Origin of the sequence: Pseudomonas tremae, assembly GCF_023278125.1 — a bacterium.
Lineage (GTDB): Bacteria > Pseudomonadota > Gammaproteobacteria > Pseudomonadales > Pseudomonadaceae > Aquipseudomonas > Aquipseudomonas tremae.
The window spans coordinates 1671867-1691087 of record NZ_CP066270.1; the positions used below are offsets into that span (position 1 = coordinate 1671867).

Here is a 19221-nt window from a genome sequence, read left to right on the forward strand (position 1 = left end):
TCTGTCAGGTGTGTTCGCGTGGTTGATGTGATTTCAGAACAGCCTGTCCGGCCTCTGATCGGTCGACTGGTGGTGGTAGGGCTCGGGTTGATTGGCGGCTCGTTTGCCAAGGGTGTGCGCGAGAGCGGTCTTTGCCGGGAAGTGGTCGGGGTCGATCTCGACCCAAGGTCACGTGAGCTGGCAGTCGAGCTGGGCGTTGTGGACCGCTGTGAAGCGGATCTGGCCTTGGCCTGCTGCGGCGCCGACGTTATTCAACTGGCTGTGCCGATTCTGGCGATGGAGAAGCTGCTTGCGTTGCTCGCGCCACTTGACCTCGGCGGCGCAATACTGACCGATGTCGGCAGTGCCAAGGGTAACGTGGTCCGGGCTGCGCGACAGGCATTCGGGCAGATGCCGTCGCGTTTCGTGCCGGGGCACCCGATCGCCGGGTCCGAGCAAAGCGGCGTCGAGGCCTCCAATGCTGCGCTGTTCAGGCGCCACAAGGTCATCCTGACTCCGCTGGCCGAAACCGACCCGCATGCCGTTGCAGTCGTTGACCAATTGTGGTCCGCTCTGGGCGCCGACGTAGAGCACATGCAGGTCGAGCGCCACGACGAAGTGCTGGCCGCAACCAGCCATCTGCCGCACCTGTTGGCGTTCGGTCTGGTGGACTCGCTGGCCAAGCGTAACGAAAACCTCGAAATATTCAGGTACGCTGCCGGCGGCTTTCGTGATTTCACACGTATCGCAGGCAGTGATCCGACCATGTGGCATGACATCTTCATGGCCAACCGCGAGGCGGTGTTGCGAACGCTGGATACCTTTCGCAGTGATCTCGATGCCTTGCGCGATGCTGTCGATGCGGGCGATGGGCCGCAGTTGCTGGACGTATTCACGCGTGCCCGCGCGGCTCGCGAGCATTTCGGCAGAATTCTGGCCAGCCGCGCGCGCGTGGATGCGGCGCCCGGCGATCAGCGTAACGCCGCAGTCCGCTCCGGTGACGGTGTAAGTCATCGCATCAAAGGGCCAATTGATGTCACGTCCTCGGTGCTGTTTATGGTCGCCACCTCGATCAGCGAAGGCTGTGACTTGCTGCTGGAAGATGTCGGCGTCAGCTCGGCGTGCGAGGGGGCTATAGATGTTCTGCGCCTTATGGGGGGCGATATCGCGCTGCAAAACGTCCGTGCAACGGCAGGCGGAACGCTCGCAGACCTGCACGTGCGCTCTGCCAGGCTGAAAGGCGTCGATGTCCCGGAGGCGCTGGTTCCGCTGGCCATCGACACGTTTCCAGTGCTTCTGGTTGCCGCAGCCTGCGCAGAAGGGCGTACCATTCTGCGCGGCGCACAGGCGCTGCAGGCTGAACAGGCAGAGTGTGTGAGGCTGATGGCTGACGGGCTGCTCACCCTCGGAATCGAGGCCGAGCCCGTGCTGGATGGCATTATTATCGAAGGCGGCACGCCAGATGGCGGCGAGGTTGATGCTCGCGGTGATCAGCGTATCGTCATGGCGTTTCGCGTTGCATCGTTACGGGCTTCGGCGCCCATCCGTATTCAGAATTGTGCGGATGCCGCCACAGTGTTTCCCCATTTTCTGGCGCTGTGCGCTCAAGTCGGCATGCGTGTAGCGCAAGAGGACAAAAAGTGAAGATCAAACCCCCCGTTATTACCATCGACGGACCTAGCGGTTCCGGAAAAGGCACGGTTGCCGGATTGCTGGCCAGAAAGCTTGGCTGGTGCCTGCTTGATTCCGGTGCCTTGTATCGCTTGCTGGCTTTTGCCGCGCGCAATCATGGCGTCGACCTGACCAACGAAGAAGCGCTCAAGGTCCTTGCCGCTCATCTGGATGTGCAATTCGAGGCGACCCGGGAAGGGCAGGGGCAGCGCATCGTCCTTGAGGGCGAAGATGTCACTCAGGCCATTCGCAACGAGCAGGTCGGAAGCGGCGCTTCGCAAGTTGCATCATTGCCGGCGGTACGCGATGCCCTGTTGTTGCGCCAGCGCGCCTTTCAGGAAGAACCGGGGCTTGTGGCTGATGGCCGCGACATGGGAACGGTCGTGTTTCCGGACGCCCCGCTGAAAATATTCCTCACCGCCAGTGCCGAGGAGCGTGCGCGCCGACGTTACTTGCAGTTGAAGGCCAAGGGCGATGATGTTAGTCTGTCGAGTCTGCTAGATGAGATATGTGCGCGCGACGAGCGCGACACCCAGCGAGCGGTAGCACCGCTCAAGCCGGCGCACGACGCCATACAGCTGGATTCCACCGAGTTGTCCATCGAGCAGGTGCTTGAACGCATTCTGAGCGAAATCGCACTCCGCGATATTGCCGGGTGACGAAGAAGCATGCGGGAGACCAGTCATAGTCCCGCAGGCTTTCTTTTACTTGAACGAAACCCACGTTGTCTGGAGCGTGGCAGATGGGCGTATTCTTCGCCCTTGATCAACAGGAATTAAAATGAGCGAAAGCTTTGCAGAACTTTTTGAAGAAAGCCTAAAGACCCTCAACCTTCAGGCCGGTTCGATCATCACCGCGATCATCGTGGATATCGACTACCAGGCTGGTTGGGTTACGGTTCACGCCGGTCTGAAATCTGAAGGCCTCATCCCGCTGGAACAGTTCCACAACGACGCTGGCGAGCTGACCATCAAGATCGGCGATGAAGTTCACGTTGCGCTGGACGCGGTCGAAGATGGCTTTGGCGAAACCAAGCTGTCCCGCGAAAAAGCCAAGCGTGCCGAGTGCTGGATCGTTCTGGAAGCGGCTTTCGCAGCTGAAGAAGTGGTAAAGGGCGTTATCAACGGTAAGGTTAAGGGCGGCTTCACTGTCGACGTTAACGGCATCCGTGCGTTCCTGCCTGGTTCTCTGGTTGACGTCCGCCCTGTGCGTGACACGACTCACCTGGAAGGCAAAGAGCTCGAGTTCAAGGTCATCAAGCTGGACCAGAAGCGCAACAACGTTGTCGTTTCCCGTCGCAGTGTCCTGGAAGCCGAGAACAGTGCCGAGCGCGAAGCTCTGCTCGAGTCCCTGCAGGAAGGCCAGCAAGTCAAAGGTATCGTCAAGAACCTCACCGATTACGGCGCATTCGTCGATCTGGGTGGCGTCGATGGCCTGCTGCACATCACCGACATGGCCTGGAAGCGCATCAAGCATCCATCGGAAATCGTCAACGTTGGCGATGAGATCGATGTAAAGGTCCTGAAGTACGATCGCGAGCGCAATCGTGTTTCCCTGGGTCTGAAGCAACTGGGTGAAGACCCATGGGTTGCTATCAAGGCTCGCTACCCGGAAAGCACCCGTGTTACCGCGCGTGTTACCAACCTGACCGACTACGGCTGCTTCGCAGAGCTGGAAGAAGGCGTGGAAGGCCTGGTACACGTTTCCGAAATGGACTGGACCAACAAGAATATCCACCCTTCGAAAGTCGTTCAGGTTGGCGACGAAGTGGAAGTCATGGTTCTGGACATCGACGAAGAGCGTCGTCGTATCTCCCTCGGCATCAAGCAGTGCAAATCCAACCCATGGGAAGATTTCTCTGGCCAGTTCAACAAGGGCGATAAAATCTCCGGCACCATCAAGTCGATCACCGATTTCGGTATCTTCATTGGTCTGGACGGCGGCATCGACGGTCTGGTTCACCTGTCCGACATCTCCTGGAACGAAGTGGGCGAAGAAGCCGTACGTCGCTTCAAGAAGGGCGACGAGCTCGACACTGTGATCCTGTCGGTTGATCCTGAGCGTGAGCGCATCTCGCTGGGTATCAAGCAGCTGGAAAGCGATCCGTTCTCCGAGTACGTCACTGTCAATGACAAAGGCGCAATCGTTCGCGGTATCGTTAAAGAAGTTGACGCCAAAGGCGCCATCATCACTCTGGCCGACGACATCGAAGCGACCCTCAAAGCCTCCGAAATCAGCCGTGACCGCGTTGAAGACGCGCGTAACGTTCTGAAAGAAGGCGAAGAGATCGAAGCCAAGATCATCAGCGTTGACCGCAAGAGCCGCGTAATCAGCTTGTCCATCAAGTCGAAAGACGTTGAAGACGAGAAAGAAGCAATCCAGAGCCTGCGTAGCAAGCCTGAAGTTGCTGAAAGCACTGGTCCTACCACTATTGGTGACCTGCTGCGCGCGCAAATGGAAAAACAGAACTAAGTTCTGCTTGACCATAAAAGGGGCGACTTCGGTCGCCCTTTTTCATGCTCGCCATTCGGGCCACACCGCTGTTATCCCTTCAGCCTGTCATGTACGGCTTTGGTCGTAAAACGCCTTCAATAGCCTCTCGGGCCCTGTCAGCTCATCGTGGGTTCTGGTGTCTCTTTCCTGTAACAAGGGTGTAAACGCTTTGTGCCTGGTTGGCAGCGTTGAACATAAGTCAATACATGGGCTGTTCAAATTCATCCGGTCATGCTAAAACCTTCGGAGCGCTGATCTAGCTGCTTGAAAAAGAAGGGAAAAATATGACGAAGTCGGAGTTGATCGAACGAATTGTCACCCATCAAGGGCTGCTCTCATCCAAGGATGTCGAGCTGGCCATCAAGACCATGCTTGAACAAATGTCTCAGTGCCTCGCAACCGGTGACCGAATCGAGATTCGGGGTTTTGGCAGCTTCTCTCTGCATTACCGTGCACCGCGAGTAGGGCGTAACCCGAAGACCGGCCAATCGGTCAGTCTCGATGGTAAATTTGTACCGCATTTCAAGCCGGGCAAAGAGCTTCGAGACCGGGTGAACGAAGATGAAGAAGAGGGCTTTTGAAGCCGCCCACCAAAGGATCAACAGATGCGTATTTTCAAACGAGTCATTCTGATCGTTACCGTCCTTTTCGTTGCGTTGGCGACAACCGTATTTGTGCTTGAAAATCGGCAGTCCGTTGCTGTGAACCTGTTTGGCTGGTCAGCGCCGGAGCTTCCTTTGGCTTTGCCTGTAGTCATAGCGCTGCTTCTGGGCATGCTCATAGGCCCGTTTCTGGCGTGGATTACCAGCTTTCGTAAAAAACGTTCGCCTTCCGTTCGTTCTGCCTGAGTAGAGTCTTCAGGCCTCTTCGGTTGCTGGTGTGACGATGTCATCTGAAAGCCAGCCGACTTCTCTCCTCGATAAAACGGCACGCCTTGCACGTGTGCTGTAGTGTATTTCAGCACACCATCCGGTTTTTTACCGAAATTCGTACTTATAATATCGTCAGTTTATTCTCGCGTTAGTTGAGTAAATGTTACTGCTGCGCGTAGGAATATTCTCTTTTTAAAACAGAGTGCCCATTCTCAAGGGGCGTACGGCTATAGTTGCATTCAGTGACGATAGCCGTTTCTGTAACAGCGTTGTGTCAAGTCTTGAAAATAAGTTGTTCAAGTGCAGAATGCGCCGAAATAACGGCCCAGGCCTGAAGTCGGATTGTGGCACTCGCCACCGATTCAGGAAGGCAACAAAAGGTAACTGCATGTCTTACCCGGAAATCATTCACCACGGCGCTGTCGATACTGTCACCGGCTCATGCCATCAACTGCTCATGAACAGTTCAAGCAGCCTGTTGATCGACTGCGGTTCGGTCCAGGGGCGCGAAGGGCGGGTCGAGTCAGCATCGTTCGATTTCGACCCCGAGAGCATCAGGGCGCTGCTGGTCACTCACGTCCACAATGACCATGTCGGACGTATTCCCGAATTGCTGGCGGCAGGCTATACAGGGCCGATACTGTGCAGCGAGCCCAGCGCTCACATGCTGCCGCTGGTCATGGAGGACACTCTTAAAATTGCATTCGCCCACGATCCCGCACAGGCCGAGCGACACCTCGAGACCATTAACAAGCGGGTCATTGCGTTGCCGTTCGATAACTGGTTCAGCCTGATCGATCACGAATCGCTGCATTGCAAGGTTCGCCTGCAGCGTGCCGGGCATATTCTGGGTTCGGCATATGTGGAATGCGACCTGCACTACCCGCTGGAAGGGCGCTCCATCCGCGTGGTTTTTTCCGGAGACCTGGGCGCCAGTCATACGCCGTTCCTGCCTGCGCCAAAGCCTCCGGAGCGCGCAGACGTTCTGGTTCTGGAAAGCACATACGGTGATCGTCTTCATGAGGATCGCAGTACTCGCCAGCAAGGGCTCGAGCGAATCATTGACAAGGCGCTGGAAGACAACGGCACGGTCCTGATTCCAGCCTTCAGTATCGGTCGTACTCAGGAGTTGCTCTATGAGCTGGAGGACATTCTGCGGCGCAAGATGCTGCTGAGTCAGGCCGGTGAAGGCTCTGCGCGGCTCGACGGCGACGACATCCTGCCTGGCGACTGGTCACGGTTGCCGGTCATTCTCGATTCACCGCTGGCAAGTCGTTTCACGAAGCTCTACCAGTCATGTGAAGATTATTGGGATAACGATGCCCGGCTTCGCTCGGGGGCCGGAAGAAAGCCGTTGGGTTTTGATCAGTTGATCGGTATCGACACTCACGAGCAGCACCTGCGCACCGTCAATTACCTCGCAAGTACTGCGCGTCCCGCCATTGTCATTGCCGGTAATGGCATGTGTGCAGGAGGCAGGATCGTCAATTACCTGAAAGCCATGTTGGGCGACCGTCGACATAATGTGGTGTTTGTCGGTTATCAGGGCAAAGGCACACCGGGTGCAGCCATTCAGTCTCATGGCCCGCTGGGAGGCTACGTCGAGCTGGACCGCGAGCGTTTTGATATTCGTGCGGGTATTCACACCGCCAACGGTTATTCTGCCCACGCAGATCAGGCTGAACTTGTCGAGTTTGTCACTGGTATGAAAGAGTGGCCTGCGCAGGTCCGCCTGGTGCATGGCGAGGCCTCCGCCAAAGAAGCGCTGGGGACTGTGTTATCCCGTAAGTACGCTCTTCAAAAACATGCTGTGGATCTTGTCATTCCCTGACGGTTTTTTATAGGCCCGAGCGGGCGTTCTAGTTGTCTGGCGAAAACGGCCTGTTCATTTTAACCACTCGGCGTTCTGGCATAACTGTTGTAAAGAAGGCGGTTGGAGAAGTGGCAAGATAGATTGAAAATATTTTAGTTGTCAAAAAGAGTCACATAAGGAATATTTGGCCGATTTGGAAGGGCGTTCTTGCATGAGCGATGATGTTGCATTGGTTGCGATAACAGGTGCGACAGGGTTCGTCGGCAGCGCTGTCGTTCGTTATTTGATTGATCGTACCGGTTACTCCGCAAGGGTCGCTGTCCGGAACGCAAGTGCGTATCAGTGTCCTGCGCAACGTGTGGAGGTCGTTCAGGTAAAGTCCCTTGCGCCGGATAATGATTGGGCGGCATTTCTGCGTGATGCGAAGGTAGTTGTGCATTGTGCAGCGCGCGTTCATGTACTCGCCGAAACTGCTTCCGAGCCAGACCAGGAATATTTTCGCGCCAACGTCAGCGCCACCCTGAACCTGGCCGAACAGGCGGCAGCTGCAGGTGTGAAGCGCTTCATCTTCCTCAGTTCCATCAAGGCCAATGGCGAGGTTACAGCGCCGAACGCGCCGTTCACGGCCGACGACACCTGCAAGCCGCTGGACGCCTACGGCGTTTCCAAGTTGAAGGCCGAGGAGGGGCTGCGCGAGTTGTCTGTCCGAACGGGCCTGGAGGTCGTGATCATTCGCCCGGTGCTGGTCTATGGCCCTGGGGTCAAAGCCAACTTCAAAAGCATGATGCGCTGGCTCGATAAGCGCGTGCCGTTGCCGCTCGGGGCCATTGATAACCGTCGAAGCCTGGTCGCCGTCGACAATCTGGCTGATCTGCTAATGCGCTGTGTCGAGCACCCTGCTGCTGCGGGGCAGACGTTTCTGGTGAGTGACGGGGATGATCTTTCCACCAGTCGGCTCTTGCGTGAGATGGGCAAGGCGCTTGGCAAGCCGGCCAGATTACTGCCCGTTCCGGCCGGTGTATTGAAAGGGGCGGCAACGTTGTTGGGCAAGAGCGCGTTTTCCCAGCGTTTATGCAGCTCGTTGCAGGTCGATATCAGTAAAACCTGTACGATGCTGGACTGGCATCCAGCTGTGAGTGTTGAACACGCGATGCGCGATACGGCTCGGTATTATCTGGAACATGACAAGCATGATTGAGTGGCTATCGGTAGCGGTGGTTGCGCTCCTGTCTCTGGCGTTGACGGGGTTGCTGCGCAAATACGCACTGGCCAGAAGCCTGATTGATGTGCCCAACGCGCGCAGCTCTCACTCCTTGCCTACTCCCCGTGGTGGCGGCGTTGCCATTGTCATCGCGTTTCTCCTGGCCGTAACGTTGCTGACCGGGATCGGGCACCTGTCAGCGTCTGCTCTTACCGCCATCATCGGTTCGGGAGGCCTGGTGGCACTGGTCGGTTTCATGGACGACCATGGGCACATTGCTGCACGCTGGCGGCTTCTCGGGCATTTTGTCGCTGCCGGCTGGACCTTGTTCTGGCTGGGCGGGCTTGCGCCACTCAGCATCATGGGCTGGAGCTTCGATCCGGGGCCGCTCGGCCAGGTACTTGCCGCGTTCTATCTGGTGTGGATGTTGAACCTCTACAACTTCATGGACGGCATCGACGGAATTGCTGGCGTCGAGGCGGTGACCGTGTGCTTGGGCATGAGCATCATTTATGCATTGGGGGGCCATGTCGGGTTATCGTGGGAGTCTCTGCTGCTGGCCGCTGCTGCGGCAGGTTTTCTGTGCTGGAACTTCCCCCCGGCCAAGATATTCATGGGGGATGCGGGCAGCGGTTTTCTCGGAATCGTCCTCGGTTTGCTATCCATTCAGGGTTCCTGGGCTTCGCCTCAGCTATTCTGGTGCTGGCTGATCCTGCTGGGCGTGTTTATCGTCGATGCGACCCTGACCCTGATTCGCCGATTGTTGCGTAGAGAGAAAGTCTACGAAGCCCACCGAAGTCACGCCTATCAGTTCGCTTCGCGGGATTACGGCAAGCACCTGCCCGTGACGCTGGCCGTCGTGATGATCAATCTGGTATGGCTGCTACCCGTGGCACTGTGGGTAGCGCTGATGGGGGGCGATGGGCTGACATGGACGGCAATTGCCTACGTACCGCTGGTTTATCTGGCCCTGAGGTTCAGGGCGGGTAAAGCGGAAAGGATGTAACGAAGCGGGTTTCCGGTTGTCTCAGACACGTAGTTGTTTCTCAGGCGCCGGTTCCAGTGATGTTCAACCGGCAGCATAACGGAGCATTAAACAATTGATGAGTAGGTTGCGGTCCAGTTTGCTGGCGTTACCCCGCCGCAAAAAACGGATAATTCAGGTTGCTGCCGACGTGCTGCTCGTCTGGCTGGCTCTGTGGATGGCGTTTGTCGTGCGACTGGGTATCGACGAACTGATCAACCCGCTGGAAAAACACACCTGGCTTTTCATCAGTGCGCCGCTCGCCGCCATTCCCCTGTTTATCCGTTTTGGCATGTATCGGGCGGTCATGCGCTATTTCGGCAATGATGCCCTGATTGCGATCATCAAGGCGGTCACGATGTCATCCCTGATACTGGGGTGCATGGTTTACGTCTACAGCAACCATCAGCAACTGGTCCCGCGCTCGGTCATCTTCAACTACTGGTGGCTGAGCATGGTCATGATCGGCGGTCTACGCCTTGCCATGCGCCAATATTTTCTCGGTGACTGGTTTGCGGCAGCGCAGCACGTGCCCTTTGCCAAAAGTGACAATGGTCTGCAAAAAGTCGCCATCTACGGTGCCGGTGCTGCTGGTAATCAGTTGGTCGCTGCATTGCGCATGGGGCGCCTCATGCATCCCGTGGCGTTCATCGATGATGACGAATCAATCTCCAATCGAGTGATTTCAGGCCTTCAGGTTTATAAGCCGCGAAACATTCAGCGAATGATAGATTCAACCGGCGCTCAAGAGATTCTTCTGGCAATTCCATCATCATCACGTGGGCGGCGTCGGGAAATTCTCGGTTTTCTGGAAGGCTTCCCGCTTCACGTGCGAAGTGTTCCCGGTTTCATGGATCTGGCGGCCGGCAGGGTAAAGGTGGACGACCTCCAGGAAGTCGATATCGCCGACCTTCTGGGACGTGACTCGGTACCTGCGCGGGACAACCTGCTGGAGCATTGCATCAAGGGCAAGACGGTCCTGGTGACTGGCGCCGGCGGGTCGATCGGTTCAGAGCTCTGCCGCCAGATCCTCCTGCTGCAGCCCACCCAGCTGCTGTTGCTGGATCACAGCGAATTCAACCTTTACAGCATTCTTTCCGAGCTTGAGCAGCGTTCGGCGCGCGAATCGCTTTCGGTCAAGTTGCTGCCCATTCTCGGTTCAGTACGCAACCACCCCAAGCTGCTGTCGATCATGAAAACCTGGAGGGTCGACACGGTTTATCACGCGGCCGCCTACAAGCATGTGCCGATGGTCGAACACAACATTGCCGAGGGTGTGCTCAACAACGTGGTTGGTACGCTCAATACCGCCCAGGCGGCCTTGCAATCGGGTGTTTCCAACTTTGTCCTGATCTCCACCGACAAGGCGGTCAGGCCGACCAACGTAATGGGCAGCACCAAGCGCCTTGCCGAGTTGATACTGCAGGCCCTGAGTCGCGAAACGGCGCCGGTCATATTTGGCGACAAGGCCAATGTGTATCAGGTGAACAAGACCCGCTTCACCATGGTCCGCTTCGGCAATGTGTTGGGGTCGTCAGGCTCGGTGATACCGCTGTTTCACAAGCAGATCCAGTCAGGCGGACCTCTGACGGTCACCCACCCGAAGATCACCCGCTACTTCATGACTATCCCCGAGGCTGCCCAGTTGGTCATTCAGGCGGGTTCCATGGGCCATGGCGGAGATGTGTTCGTTCTGGACATGGGCGAGCCGGTCAAGATCATAGAACTTGCCGAAAAGATGATTCACCTGTCAGGTCTGGCCATTCGTTCCGAGAAGAACCCGCACGGTGACATTTCGATCGAGTTTACCGGGCTGCGTCCGGGCGAGAAGCTCTACGAAGAGCTGCTGATCGGAGACAACGTCGTCGCCACCGAACATCCGATGATCATGAGTGCGAACGAAGATTATCTGCAATGGGATGTGTTGAAAGGCCGCCTGACAAAGTTGCTGGATGCGGTTGATCGGGACGATTACAACAGTGTGCGTCAATTACTGCGTGAAACAGTCAACGGCTATACACCAGAAGGCGAAATCGTTGACTGGATGTATCAGGAACGCAGCGGAGAACCGTGATTTCCCTCGCTTTTACTGAGGTTTGTCAGGCGCAGACATACGTTGATTGATGTCGAAACAGGTCGCAATGCTCCGTTTCTTTTCCCGAGAGAAACAGTGGTTTAAGTTTTAGGCACAGCATTTGGAGTGCTGCCTTGAACTGCTATGGAGCTTCATCTATGCGAACCCCTTTTTTCAGCTCTCTTGTCTTTGCCTTGCTGACCACAGCCTCGGTTGCGGTCAGCGCCGCCCAACAACCGGCTCAGCCGCCGCCCATGATGACCATGGACGCAGCACCCGCTGTCGTTCATGAGCAGCGCGAAGATCGGGTCAATCTCAACACTGCCGATGCACAAACCCTCCAGAAGCAGCTGGCCGGTATTGGCAAGAGCAAAGCCGATGCCATCGTTGCGTACAGAGACGCCAACGGCGAGTTCACGTCAGTCGATGAGCTGATTGAAGTAAAGGGCATTGGCAAGGCCATTCTGGACAGGAACCGCGATAAGCTGTCCGTTAACTAAGTATTAAAGGCGCCTGAAAAAAGACAGGCCGATCATTGATCGGCCTGTCTTTGGGTGCATCGTTAAATAAGCGTTGATACAGCGACAACGTCCACATCTTCAATGTGTCAGTTTGCGGTTTTTCTCAGCTCCTGTTTGAGGAAGTCGCGTGTCTCGTCAAGAATGCGTTTCGACAACGCGTCGTCGAAAGCGCTGCGCGCTAGTACCAAGCCACCTACCAGAGTAGACAATGTTGGCAAGCTTCTGGATTTGTCACCAGAAGGTGCCTTGTCGAACAGCTCAAGCAAATGAAGAATGATCTTGTCAGTTACCTCGCTGGGTTGATCGCGATGTCCCAGTTCCAGGCACATGCTCGGTAACGGGCATCCGCCATCCGGTGCGTCACGACTGTCAAGAGAAAGATATAGATCAATGAATTCACTGAGCGAGTCCTGTTTGGCGAAAACTTCGCTGGTGATTCCTTTTACCTCGTCGAGGGCGTGATTCAATGCCTGTTCGACCAGATCATCCTTGGATTTGAAATGCGCGTAAAAACCGCCATGGGTCAAGCTGAGTGCTTTCATCAAAGGTTGTAAGCCTGTAGCACCAATGCCGTCGCGCCGAAAGCGCATCGACGCTTCCTTGACGATGCGTTGGTGGGTTTGGGCCTTATGATCGAGCGCGTAACGCATGCGCTGAGTCTCCAGAGATGACCAATGTGTCAGGGCATTTATACATGGATAGGTGAATCGATGCAGCAGGCTTTCGCTAATGATTGCCAGTCGATACCGAATCCTGCGAACCACTTCCGTTTTGAATGTCCAGATAATGTATCAGGCTGGCCTTGGATATTTCACCCAGATGGCTGCCCGTCAAGCGCCCTTCAGGCGAATAGAACAGGGTAGTCGGGAGCGCGACCGAGCCGACTTGCCGGGCAAACTCCCCGTCCGGGTCAAGTAAGCTGTTGCGCAGCGGCAGGCCCTGTGTCGACAGGTAGCGGCTGACTGTATCGGCACTTTCGGCTTGATTGACGAACAGGAATACGATGTCCGTTCGCGCCAGTTGCATATCTCGCAGCACTGGCATTTCCCTTCTACACGGAGGGCACCATGTTGCCCAAAGGTTTATGACAATCGACTTGCCTCGGTAGTCAGAGACTCTGACCGGCTTGCCAGTCGTGTCCAGCAGCGTTGTTTCGGGCAGTGGCGCCCCCTGTTGGTAGCTGCTCAGAATCAGGCCGCCCAGCAGCCATACAAGCAGCCCGGTGCCGAGGCCCAACGCTAGCGCACGACGTCGCTTGGGGTGTCGCCAGCCGATGATCAAACCGCCCATCACGGCCCCGATAACACCCGGCCAGACCAGGAAGCCGCCATCCCGGATGTCCAACGCCTTCCAGGGCGCGTCGCAGCACTCAGCGAAGTAGGCAGCAACGAAGGCCACACGTGCAGTGATGAGGCCAAGAATGAACAGCCCGAATACAGCTGTCTTTTTGGGTTCGACATGGCGCAGGCAATGGGCTTCTATCAGCGTCGCCAGCACAAGGGCCGTGAGCAGTAGCACGTGTGAAACCGCGATGGCGAACGGGCCTGCATTGATACTCAACATTTTGTTTTGGCTCTTGAAAGGCTTTGGTCTGCGCGCGCGATCATGCTCGCAGTTGAAAGCTCGCTGGCCGAGCCTTCGCGCGGTGATGGTATCTCTCGGTGTTTTTTTCGCATAACGCGCAACTGTGCCTGAGTGTGTGGCGGTTGATGGCGTCTGGATAAGCCAGAAAAGCACGGCTCACGACAGAAGGACAATCGGTCGCCAGCCCTTGGTATGCAAGGCGTGCGTAACGTAAAGACATCGCGGCCTTGCAAGTATTGTCCTACAAGCCTTTGACTTCTGCTGCCAATCCCGGAGAATCTGCCGCGCTGTTTTCGAGGGAGGCGCGGAACTGCCCGCTTTTTCGACGCGTCTTCCTTTTTGATAAACCGGCCACGGAGAGTCGACCGGATGAATGATCAGGCTAATGGCGTCGTAGAACGTCTGGACGTAGCTCCCGAGAGCATCGCCTCTTGGAATCGTAATGACACCACCTGGATGCTCGGATTGTTCGGTACCGCCATCGGCGCAGGTACTCTATTTCTACCCATCAATGCAGGCATTGGCGGTTTCTGGCCACTCATGGCCTTGGCATTGCTGGCATTCCCGATGACGTTCTACGCGCACCGTGGCTTGACCCGGTTCGTGCTGTCCGGACGCGAAGGGGCCGATATCACGGAAGTGGTCGAGCAGCATTTCGGCAAGAGCGCCGGCGCGATGATCACCTTGCTGTACTTCTTTGCAATCTTTCCGATTCTGCTGATCTACAGCGTCGCACTCACCAACACCGTAGGCAGTTTTCTCGAGCATCAGTTGCACGTAATGCCGCCCCCACGTGCGGTGCTGGCTTTTGTGCTGATCATGGGCTTGCTGGCCGTAGTGCGGTGTGGCGAACGATTCATCGTCAAGGCCATGAGCTTGATGGTGTACCCGTTTATCGTCGCGCTGCTGTTCCTTGCGGTATTCCTCATTCCGCACTGGACCGGCGGTATCCTGAGCACCGCGACCACCTTGCCTGAGCCCTCGGCATTTCTGCCGACCCTGTGGCTGGCTATCCCGGTGATGGTGTTTTCCTTCAACCACACGCCGATCATCTCTGCCTTCGCGGTAGACCAGAAACGTCAGTACGGCGAGAACGCTGAGGTGCGCAGTTCGCAGATTCTGGCTCGTGCTCACGGCCTGATGGTGGTGATGGTGCTGTTTTTCGTCTTCAGCTGCGTACTGACCCTTTCACCAGCCCAGTTAGCCGAAGCCAAAGCGCAGAACATCTCGATCCTGTCTTACCTGGCCAACCACTTCAATAACCCGACAATCGCTTTTGTCGCACCGCTGATTGCGTTCGTGGCCATCTCCAAGTCGTTCCTCGGGCACTACATCGGTGCCAGCGAGGGTCTGAAAGGGCTGGTTTTGAAATCCGGTCGTCGTCCGGCCCCCAAGGCTCTGGACCGGATGACTGCGATGTTCATGCTGGTAGTGTGCTGGCTGGTGGCAACGCTTAACCCGAGCATCCTGGGCATGATCGAAACGCTGGGCGGGCCGGTTATTTCGGCGCTGCTGTTCCTGATGCCGATGTATGCGATCTACAAAGTGCCGGCCATGCGCAAGTATGCAGGCGCATGGTCCAACTATTTTGTAATTGCCGCCGGTCTGGTGGCTATCTCGGCACTGATCTTTTCGCTGACACGCTGAGCCCCTGTGAGCTGCGCCGGCGTATCGGTGCAGCTCACGGTCAGGCTGTACGGAGTGCAGTCAATCCACAGGTTCAGGGTATAGCGGCCTGGACAGGTGCATGATGCTTGCGTAGTCGTAAACGTACTGGCGTCCCGCATGGCTGGTCGAACGCAGTTGGTCGATCAGTTGTCGCTCTTTCTTGTTCAGGTACCTCAACGCCGGATCTTGACTGGACTTCAGGCGATCACGTTCATGGGCGTCAGGGAATGCGATGACGTTTGTCATGAAAAATCTCCTTGGGTGTTAGTCCTTGTTCGCTTTGATGTAGCCCCGGTTGCGCTGGTTGTAGCGACGGCCCACCTTACCCATAAAAACTCGGCGCGGGCAACCCCGCAGATGGCCGCTTTGTCACAACGTTTGTGTAATCTCGTAGGATTGTCCTGTGCCGTTGATGACAATCTGTACGGCATCGTCTTCGAATTTGCCCAACAAGCTTTGCCCCAGTGGCGCGCGTGCGGTGATCACCGTGATTAACTGGTCGCCCGCGCTGACCTTCAGGCCTGCAGCATCCGGCCCCAGAAACAGGTAGTGAGTCTGCCCGCCCTGGGCTTCGACGATTATCAGATCACCGGTCTGAATGCCTCGCGATTCATCGAAAGGTTTGAGTGACCACTTCTGATAAAGCGTCAGTGACTGGCGTATTTCCTCTACCCGTCGTGCCTGGCCAGCTGCCAGATAAGAGGCTTCCAGGCCCAGCGTGTCGTATTTGTTTTCAGCGATGTTTTCTTCGTGGGTAGCCGTTTCGTAAGCGGTCTGCGCAGCCCGCTGCGCAACGTCCAGATCAATTTCCAGTTTATCGATGATCAGCTGCAACACGTCCTGCTTGTTCATGAGTTATCCACAATATTGATCGATGCTCGCACGACTTTTCTCGCTCGGAGCGGTGCGATCCTGCTGTATCCAGAAGTCACACTTGGAGCGGCTGAACGTGCGCTGCTGTTGTTCCTGAACCTGCTCGCGGGCCTGCCGGGCCTCGCTTTCACGCAGGCTTTGCTCGTATTTGCGGAACATTTCAGTTTCCGGCTCAGACGGCGGGGTGGTTTTCTGCGCGGGCGGGGCGGTCAGTTGCGCGGCAGCATTTTCCAGCGCCTGGCTTTGCGCGGGCGGCAAGTTCTTGAAGTACAGCATACCCGTGAAAAAAACAGCCATTGCGCCCAGCCAGATGCCCAGTGCAATGCAGACAATCAACTTCAATGACACATACAGGTCGCGACGGCGGGTGGTGGATGGCATGGCTGAACTCCTTTCAGGGCGACAAATGCTCTCGGTATCACGCAGGCGCAGCGTAGCGGCCATAGTCCACGGTAGCGAAGGGTAGATGCAATGTTTTGCGCCGACTGCCTTGCAGTCCGGCGCACGAGCCGTCATACAGTAACCGCATGGCCATTCAAACCATTGATCTTTGATGGTACTTTGCGCTGGGTTTGCATGGCTGACAACGCCTGCGATGTGAGGCAGTCCCCAGATCGAGAGACTGTTCTGGCACCGGCATTCGTTCAAGGAGAGGCATCGTTCATGGTTGAGCACCAATCAATACTTTTCGGTCCGCCCGGTACCAGCAAAAGCCATCGGGCACGAGCGGAAAAAGCACTGGCACTTGGCGTGGACAAGGCGCGTATTGTGCCGCTCACCTTTCATCCCGATTACAGTTACGGCGAATTCGTCGCAAGGCTGCTGCCTACCACCAACAAGAGTGGGCAAATCGAGTACCACGTTCACGCAGGTCCTTTCATCCGGGCGCTGGCGATGGCATTCGCTTACCAGCTTCAAGACTCTGCCGGTCAGGTACCGAAAAACGTTGTGCTGTTACTGGATGAAATCAACCGGGGCAACTGCGCGGAAATATTCGGCGATGTGTTCCAACTGCTGGACCGCGATGAGTCGGGCTGGTCCAGTTACGAGATCAGTGTTTCCGAACTGGTGTTATGTGCTTTCAAAGCAGAGCTTGAACGCGTGCTCGGTCATTCCTGGCCTTATCCTGAGTTGACTGACAAGCTGCAAACCTGTCTGGAATTGCGGCAGCTGTGCCTGCCGCCGAACCTGCACATGATCGGCACCATGAACACCAGTGATGAATCCATATTCTTCATGGACTCGGCGTTCAAGCGGCGTTGGCATTTCGAGTTTTGTGCCGAAGGTTTTGCTCAAGTGCCCGCCGAACAGCGCGATGCACTTATGCCATGTGGGCAGGATTTGACATGGCAGACGTTCGTGAATGCCTTGAACCGGTTCATCCGTGAACGCTGCACTGCGCCCAGGCTGGATGACAAACTGGTCGGCCCCTGGTTTGTAAAGGCCAGGTGCAGAATCGACAAACAGACCCTGCTTCAGGCTCACCCGGCGCATCTGGCTGCACTGGAAGCCAGCGCCAGCAAGTTCGGCGACATGATCAGCGGTGTGCCTGAGAGCAGAGCGTTCGACGAGCAGCACAGGCTTCTGGCAGAAGAGTTGTCTGAAACCGACAAGCAAAGGCTTCTAAAGCATGGCGGTTATGATAAAAGCGCCGAGCTGAAATTCACCGCGATCCGCTCCGGTTCTGGTGTGGCCAATGATTATTACTGCTCCAATCGGAGCCGCAAGAAATACAAGTCCGATGACACAGGCCTGATTGTCGAAGACTACCTGCAAACCCTATCGATGTTTGAGGTGGGCATAGCCTCCTATCACATCGAGCGCACCGATATCGTCGGCAAGTTGTTCTTTTACTTGTGGGACAACGTATTTGATCGAGACAAGTCACCGCTCTGTAATCTGCTCGATCTGAAGCATCAGGAGCTGCGTACCTTCGGGCAGTTTGCGGATCAGGCTGAGCAGTTTGTCGAACGCTTGTGCGCCGGGCCGGTTGAAGCAACTGTGCCGCCGCGTGAAAACGCAGCCAGCGCCCCGGCAGAAGAAAACTCTACAGCCGAAGAAGTCTGAAGATGCGGCTGGACGAGATCGAACGGGTCGAAAGTGGCAATGAAGTGGGGCTGGTACGCGAACCCGATGGCCGATACTTGCTGAAAGTCCCTTATGGTATGGCAGGGATGGACAGCGAAGAGGCCCTCTCGCTGCTTTACCGCTGCTTTGTAGTTTTTCGCCGAACCCGTCGTGACAGCGATTCGTCGAGCCCCCGTGACGGAACGGAAGACGCTCGGGAAGAGGGCTGTGGGCGTGGTGGCGACAGCGTTTCGTTTCATGATGCGCTCGGGCTCGATGAACTGTTCGACAAGGCTGACCCACGCAGTCTGCTGTCCCTTTGCGAGAGGAGATGCCGCAGCGTTGATGATCCGTATCGCCGATTTGACAGACACCTGCACCGGGCCGTGTTCGACCAAAGTGGCGTGGCTTACCTTGACTATGTTCAGGGACCGCTCAAGACCGGGCAGTTCGGCAAGGCCGATATAGTCGGGCTTTACTGTGTCCTTGCCCTGGATTTCTATCGAGAACTGCTGAAGGTCGATCCGCTTTGCGCCTGGGGTAGTTTTCTTGGCGAAGGGGAGGCCCTGGCAGAGGCTTTTCGACACCGCTACCTCAGTGCCGAGGACTCTCTCTATCGTGGCGATGCCGAGTCGCGTCAGCGCAGTCTGAGTCGTCTGCGTCACTTGTTGCAGTCTATCGATCGATGCGCGGTACCGCGGGACGCCCACTATCATCAGTTGCATGGCGCGCTCGAGTCTTACCTGAATGCCGGCAGTCAGGGGGGCGCCCACTGCGGGCTTGTATGGGGAGTGAACGACTTCTGGGCGGTCTGGGAGTCGATCTGTCTGTGCCATGCGCTGAGCGAAAAGGCGGGTGGCGAAGAGCGCTTCGAAACCTGTGATGACCAGCATCTGCCACATGGACTGTCGAGTTACGAGTCCCAGTCCCGCTGGGACAGACAGCGGCAGAAACTCTTCGCGCGCAATCACATCGAGCGGCGTCCCGATCTGGTGACTCGGGATGACGCAGCCTGGACCATCGTGGATTTCAAGTATTACTCGCGGCCGCGGCTGATGCGGCCCAAGTGGGCCGAGGATGCTGTTCTGGCAAAGGAAGAGCGTGATTTTCTGAATATGGAGGTCTATGGGTTGCTGCTCTGTCACCACCTTGCCAGAGAAGGTTGCAGCGACCATCGGGTAACGCTTGAAATGTGGCTGCCTGGCGAGCAGGCAAAATGGTCCGAGCCTGTGGGTCAGCCAGCATGGGACCCGCCTCTGGTGCTCCGTTCATTGCCCACTGTCGACCTGATCCGTGCGTATGCAACACGCTATCAGTGTTCTGCTCTGCTCTGAGCGCCCCCCACTTGCTTTTGACTTGGGTAAAGGTGGTGGCAACCGAC

At 56.5% G+C, this 19221-nt stretch carries 18 protein-coding genes; 13 read left to right on the forward strand and 5 right to left on the reverse strand.

Features of this window, described 5'->3' with window-relative positions; translation table 11 throughout:
- Positions 1-18: 18 nt before the first annotated feature.
- The 10 genes from I9H09_RS07715 (at position 19) to I9H09_RS07760 (ending at position 11627) form a co-directional block, all read left to right on the forward strand.
- Positions 19-1623, forward strand: a complete 1605-nt coding sequence (locus tag I9H09_RS07715) for a prephenate dehydrogenase/arogenate dehydrogenase family protein (protein ID WP_122346595.1) — start codon at positions 19-21, stop codon at positions 1621-1623.
- A complete protein-coding gene (cmk, locus tag I9H09_RS07720; protein ID WP_122346596.1) occupies positions 1620-2309 on the forward strand; it encodes a (d)CMP kinase in 690 nt (229 codons plus the stop codon). The genes I9H09_RS07715 and cmk overlap by 4 nt, the downstream gene beginning before the upstream one ends.
- 121 nt (positions 2310-2430) lie before the next feature.
- The gene (rpsA, locus tag I9H09_RS07725) at positions 2431-4122 is read left to right on the forward strand and encodes a 30S ribosomal protein S1 (RefSeq protein WP_002554562.1); all 1692 of its coding nucleotides are present in this window, start codon (positions 2431-2433) and stop codon (positions 4120-4122) included.
- Between the two features lie 305 nt (positions 4123-4427).
- The gene (gene ihfB, locus I9H09_RS07730) at positions 4428-4724 is read left to right on the forward strand and encodes an integration host factor subunit beta (protein WP_002554561.1); all 297 of its coding nucleotides are present in this window, start codon (positions 4428-4430) and stop codon (positions 4722-4724) included.
- A gap of 24 nt (positions 4725-4748) precedes the next feature.
- Positions 4749-4991 carry a LapA family protein gene (locus I9H09_RS07735; protein ID WP_122346597.1) on the forward strand — a complete coding sequence of 81 codons (243 nt, stop codon included), beginning with the start codon at positions 4749-4751 and terminating at the stop codon, positions 4989-4991.
- 412 nt (positions 4992-5403) lie between these two features.
- A complete protein-coding gene (locus I9H09_RS07740; protein WP_122346598.1) occupies positions 5404-6846 on the forward strand; it encodes an MBL fold metallo-hydrolase in 1443 nt (480 codons plus the stop codon).
- Positions 6847-7039: 193 nt separating this feature from the next.
- Entirely contained in the window at positions 7040-8026 is a 987-nt protein-coding gene (locus I9H09_RS07745) for a UDP-glucose 4-epimerase family protein (RefSeq protein ID WP_236502261.1), read from the forward strand.
- Positions 8019-9035 (forward strand): MraY family glycosyltransferase, encoded by a 1017-nt coding sequence (locus tag I9H09_RS07750; protein WP_122311606.1) that lies wholly within the window; start codon positions 8019-8021, stop codon positions 9033-9035. Before I9H09_RS07745 ends, I9H09_RS07750 begins: the two co-directional genes overlap by 8 nt.
- A gap of 97 nt (positions 9036-9132) precedes the next feature.
- Positions 9133-11127, forward strand: a complete 1995-nt coding sequence (locus tag I9H09_RS07755) for a polysaccharide biosynthesis protein (protein ID WP_005889765.1) — start codon at positions 9133-9135, stop codon at positions 11125-11127.
- 158 nt (positions 11128-11285) lie between these two features.
- Positions 11286-11627 (forward strand): ComEA family DNA-binding protein, encoded by a 342-nt coding sequence (locus tag I9H09_RS07760; protein ID WP_005889766.1) that lies wholly within the window; start codon positions 11286-11288, stop codon positions 11625-11627.
- A 107-nt stretch (positions 11628-11734) separates the two neighbouring features.
- On the opposite strand, the gene I9H09_RS07765 is transcribed toward I9H09_RS07760, so the two are convergent.
- Together I9H09_RS07765 and I9H09_RS07770 are read right to left on the reverse strand one after the other, a co-directional pair.
- Positions 11735-12298, reverse strand: a complete 564-nt coding sequence (locus I9H09_RS07765) for a TetR/AcrR family transcriptional regulator (protein ID WP_122346599.1) — start codon at positions 12296-12298, stop codon at positions 11735-11737.
- A 76-nt stretch (positions 12299-12374) separates the two neighbouring features.
- Entirely contained in the window at positions 12375-13211 is an 837-nt protein-coding gene (locus I9H09_RS07770; RefSeq protein ID WP_122346600.1) for a TlpA disulfide reductase family protein, read from the reverse strand.
- Between the two features lie 390 nt (positions 13212-13601).
- On the opposite strand from I9H09_RS07770, the gene I9H09_RS07775 reads away from it, so the two are divergent.
- Positions 13602-14879 carry an aromatic amino acid transport family protein gene (locus I9H09_RS07775; protein WP_122311608.1) on the forward strand — a complete coding sequence of 426 codons (1278 nt, stop codon included), beginning with the start codon at positions 13602-13604 and terminating at the stop codon, positions 14877-14879.
- 60 nt (positions 14880-14939) lie between these two features.
- On the opposite strand, the gene I9H09_RS07780 is transcribed toward I9H09_RS07775, so the two are convergent.
- The 3 genes from I9H09_RS07780 to I9H09_RS07790 all read right to left on the reverse strand — a co-directional run bounded on the left by I9H09_RS07780 (position 14940) and on the right by I9H09_RS07790 (position 16154).
- Entirely contained in the window at positions 14940-15146 is a 207-nt protein-coding gene (locus tag I9H09_RS07780) for a hypothetical protein (protein WP_002554553.1), read from the reverse strand.
- Positions 15147-15269: 123 nt separating this feature from the next.
- Positions 15270-15752 (reverse strand): GreA/GreB family elongation factor, encoded by a 483-nt coding sequence (locus I9H09_RS07785; RefSeq protein ID WP_024669873.1) that lies wholly within the window; start codon positions 15750-15752, stop codon positions 15270-15272.
- Positions 15753-15755: 3 nt separating this feature from the next.
- Positions 15756-16154, reverse strand: a complete 399-nt coding sequence (locus I9H09_RS07790) for a hypothetical protein (RefSeq protein WP_005889775.1) — start codon at positions 16152-16154, stop codon at positions 15756-15758.
- A gap of 282 nt (positions 16155-16436) precedes the next feature.
- Between I9H09_RS07790 and I9H09_RS07795 the strand changes: the two genes are divergently transcribed.
- Complete coding sequence (locus tag I9H09_RS07795) at positions 16437-17840, forward strand: McrB family protein (RefSeq protein ID WP_236502260.1); 1404 nt, start codon at positions 16437-16439, stop codon at positions 17838-17840.
- Positions 17841-17842: 2 nt separating this feature from the next.
- On the forward strand, positions 17843-19174 hold the full coding sequence (locus I9H09_RS07800) for a hypothetical protein (RefSeq protein WP_122346602.1): 1332 nt from the start codon (positions 17843-17845) through the stop codon (positions 19172-19174).
- The last annotated feature ends 47 nt before the right edge of the window (positions 19175-19221 follow it).

What these genes read in the sequence shown, in the direction of transcription:
- rpsA (WP_002554562.1), top strand. Translation starts at nt 2,431, where the DNA reads ATGAGCGAAAGCTTTGCAGAACTTTTTGAAGAAAGCCTAAAGACCCTC.
- ihfB (WP_002554561.1), top strand. Translation starts at nt 4,428, where the DNA reads ATGACGAAGTCGGAGTTGATCGAACGAATTGTCACCCATCAAGGGCTG.
- I9H09_RS07735 (WP_122346597.1), top strand. Translation starts at nt 4,749, where the DNA reads ATGCGTATTTTCAAACGAGTCATTCTGATCGTTACCGTCCTTTTCGTT.
- I9H09_RS07740 (WP_122346598.1), top strand. Translation starts at nt 5,404, where the DNA reads ATGTCTTACCCGGAAATCATTCACCACGGCGCTGTCGATACTGTCACC.
- I9H09_RS07745 (WP_236502261.1), top strand. Translation starts at nt 7,040, where the DNA reads ATGAGCGATGATGTTGCATTGGTTGCGATAACAGGTGCGACAGGGTTC.
- I9H09_RS07750 (WP_122311606.1), top strand. Translation starts at nt 8,019, where the DNA reads ATGATTGAGTGGCTATCGGTAGCGGTGGTTGCGCTCCTGTCTCTGGCG.
- I9H09_RS07755 (WP_005889765.1), top strand. Translation starts at nt 9,133, where the DNA reads ATGAGTAGGTTGCGGTCCAGTTTGCTGGCGTTACCCCGCCGCAAAAAA.
- I9H09_RS07760 (WP_005889766.1), top strand. Translation starts at nt 11,286, where the DNA reads ATGCGAACCCCTTTTTTCAGCTCTCTTGTCTTTGCCTTGCTGACCACA.
- I9H09_RS07765 (WP_122346599.1), bottom strand. Translation starts at nt 12,298, where the DNA reads ATGCGTTACGCGCTCGATCATAAGGCCCAAACCCACCAACGCATCGTC.
- I9H09_RS07770 (WP_122346600.1), bottom strand. Translation starts at nt 13,211, where the DNA reads ATGTTGAGTATCAATGCAGGCCCGTTCGCCATCGCGGTTTCACACGTG.
- I9H09_RS07775 (WP_122311608.1), top strand. Translation starts at nt 13,602, where the DNA reads ATGAATGATCAGGCTAATGGCGTCGTAGAACGTCTGGACGTAGCTCCC.
- I9H09_RS07780 (WP_002554553.1), bottom strand. Translation starts at nt 15,146, where the DNA reads ATGACAAACGTCATCGCATTCCCTGACGCCCATGAACGTGATCGCCTG.
- I9H09_RS07785 (WP_024669873.1), bottom strand. Translation starts at nt 15,752, where the DNA reads ATGAACAAGCAGGACGTGTTGCAGCTGATCATCGATAAACTGGAAATT.
- I9H09_RS07790 (WP_005889775.1), bottom strand. Translation starts at nt 16,154, where the DNA reads ATGCCATCCACCACCCGCCGTCGCGACCTGTATGTGTCATTGAAGTTG.
- I9H09_RS07795 (WP_236502260.1), top strand. Translation starts at nt 16,437, where the DNA reads ATGGTTGAGCACCAATCAATACTTTTCGGTCCGCCCGGTACCAGCAAA.
- I9H09_RS07800 (WP_122346602.1), top strand. Translation starts at nt 17,843, where the DNA reads ATGCGGCTGGACGAGATCGAACGGGTCGAAAGTGGCAATGAAGTGGGG.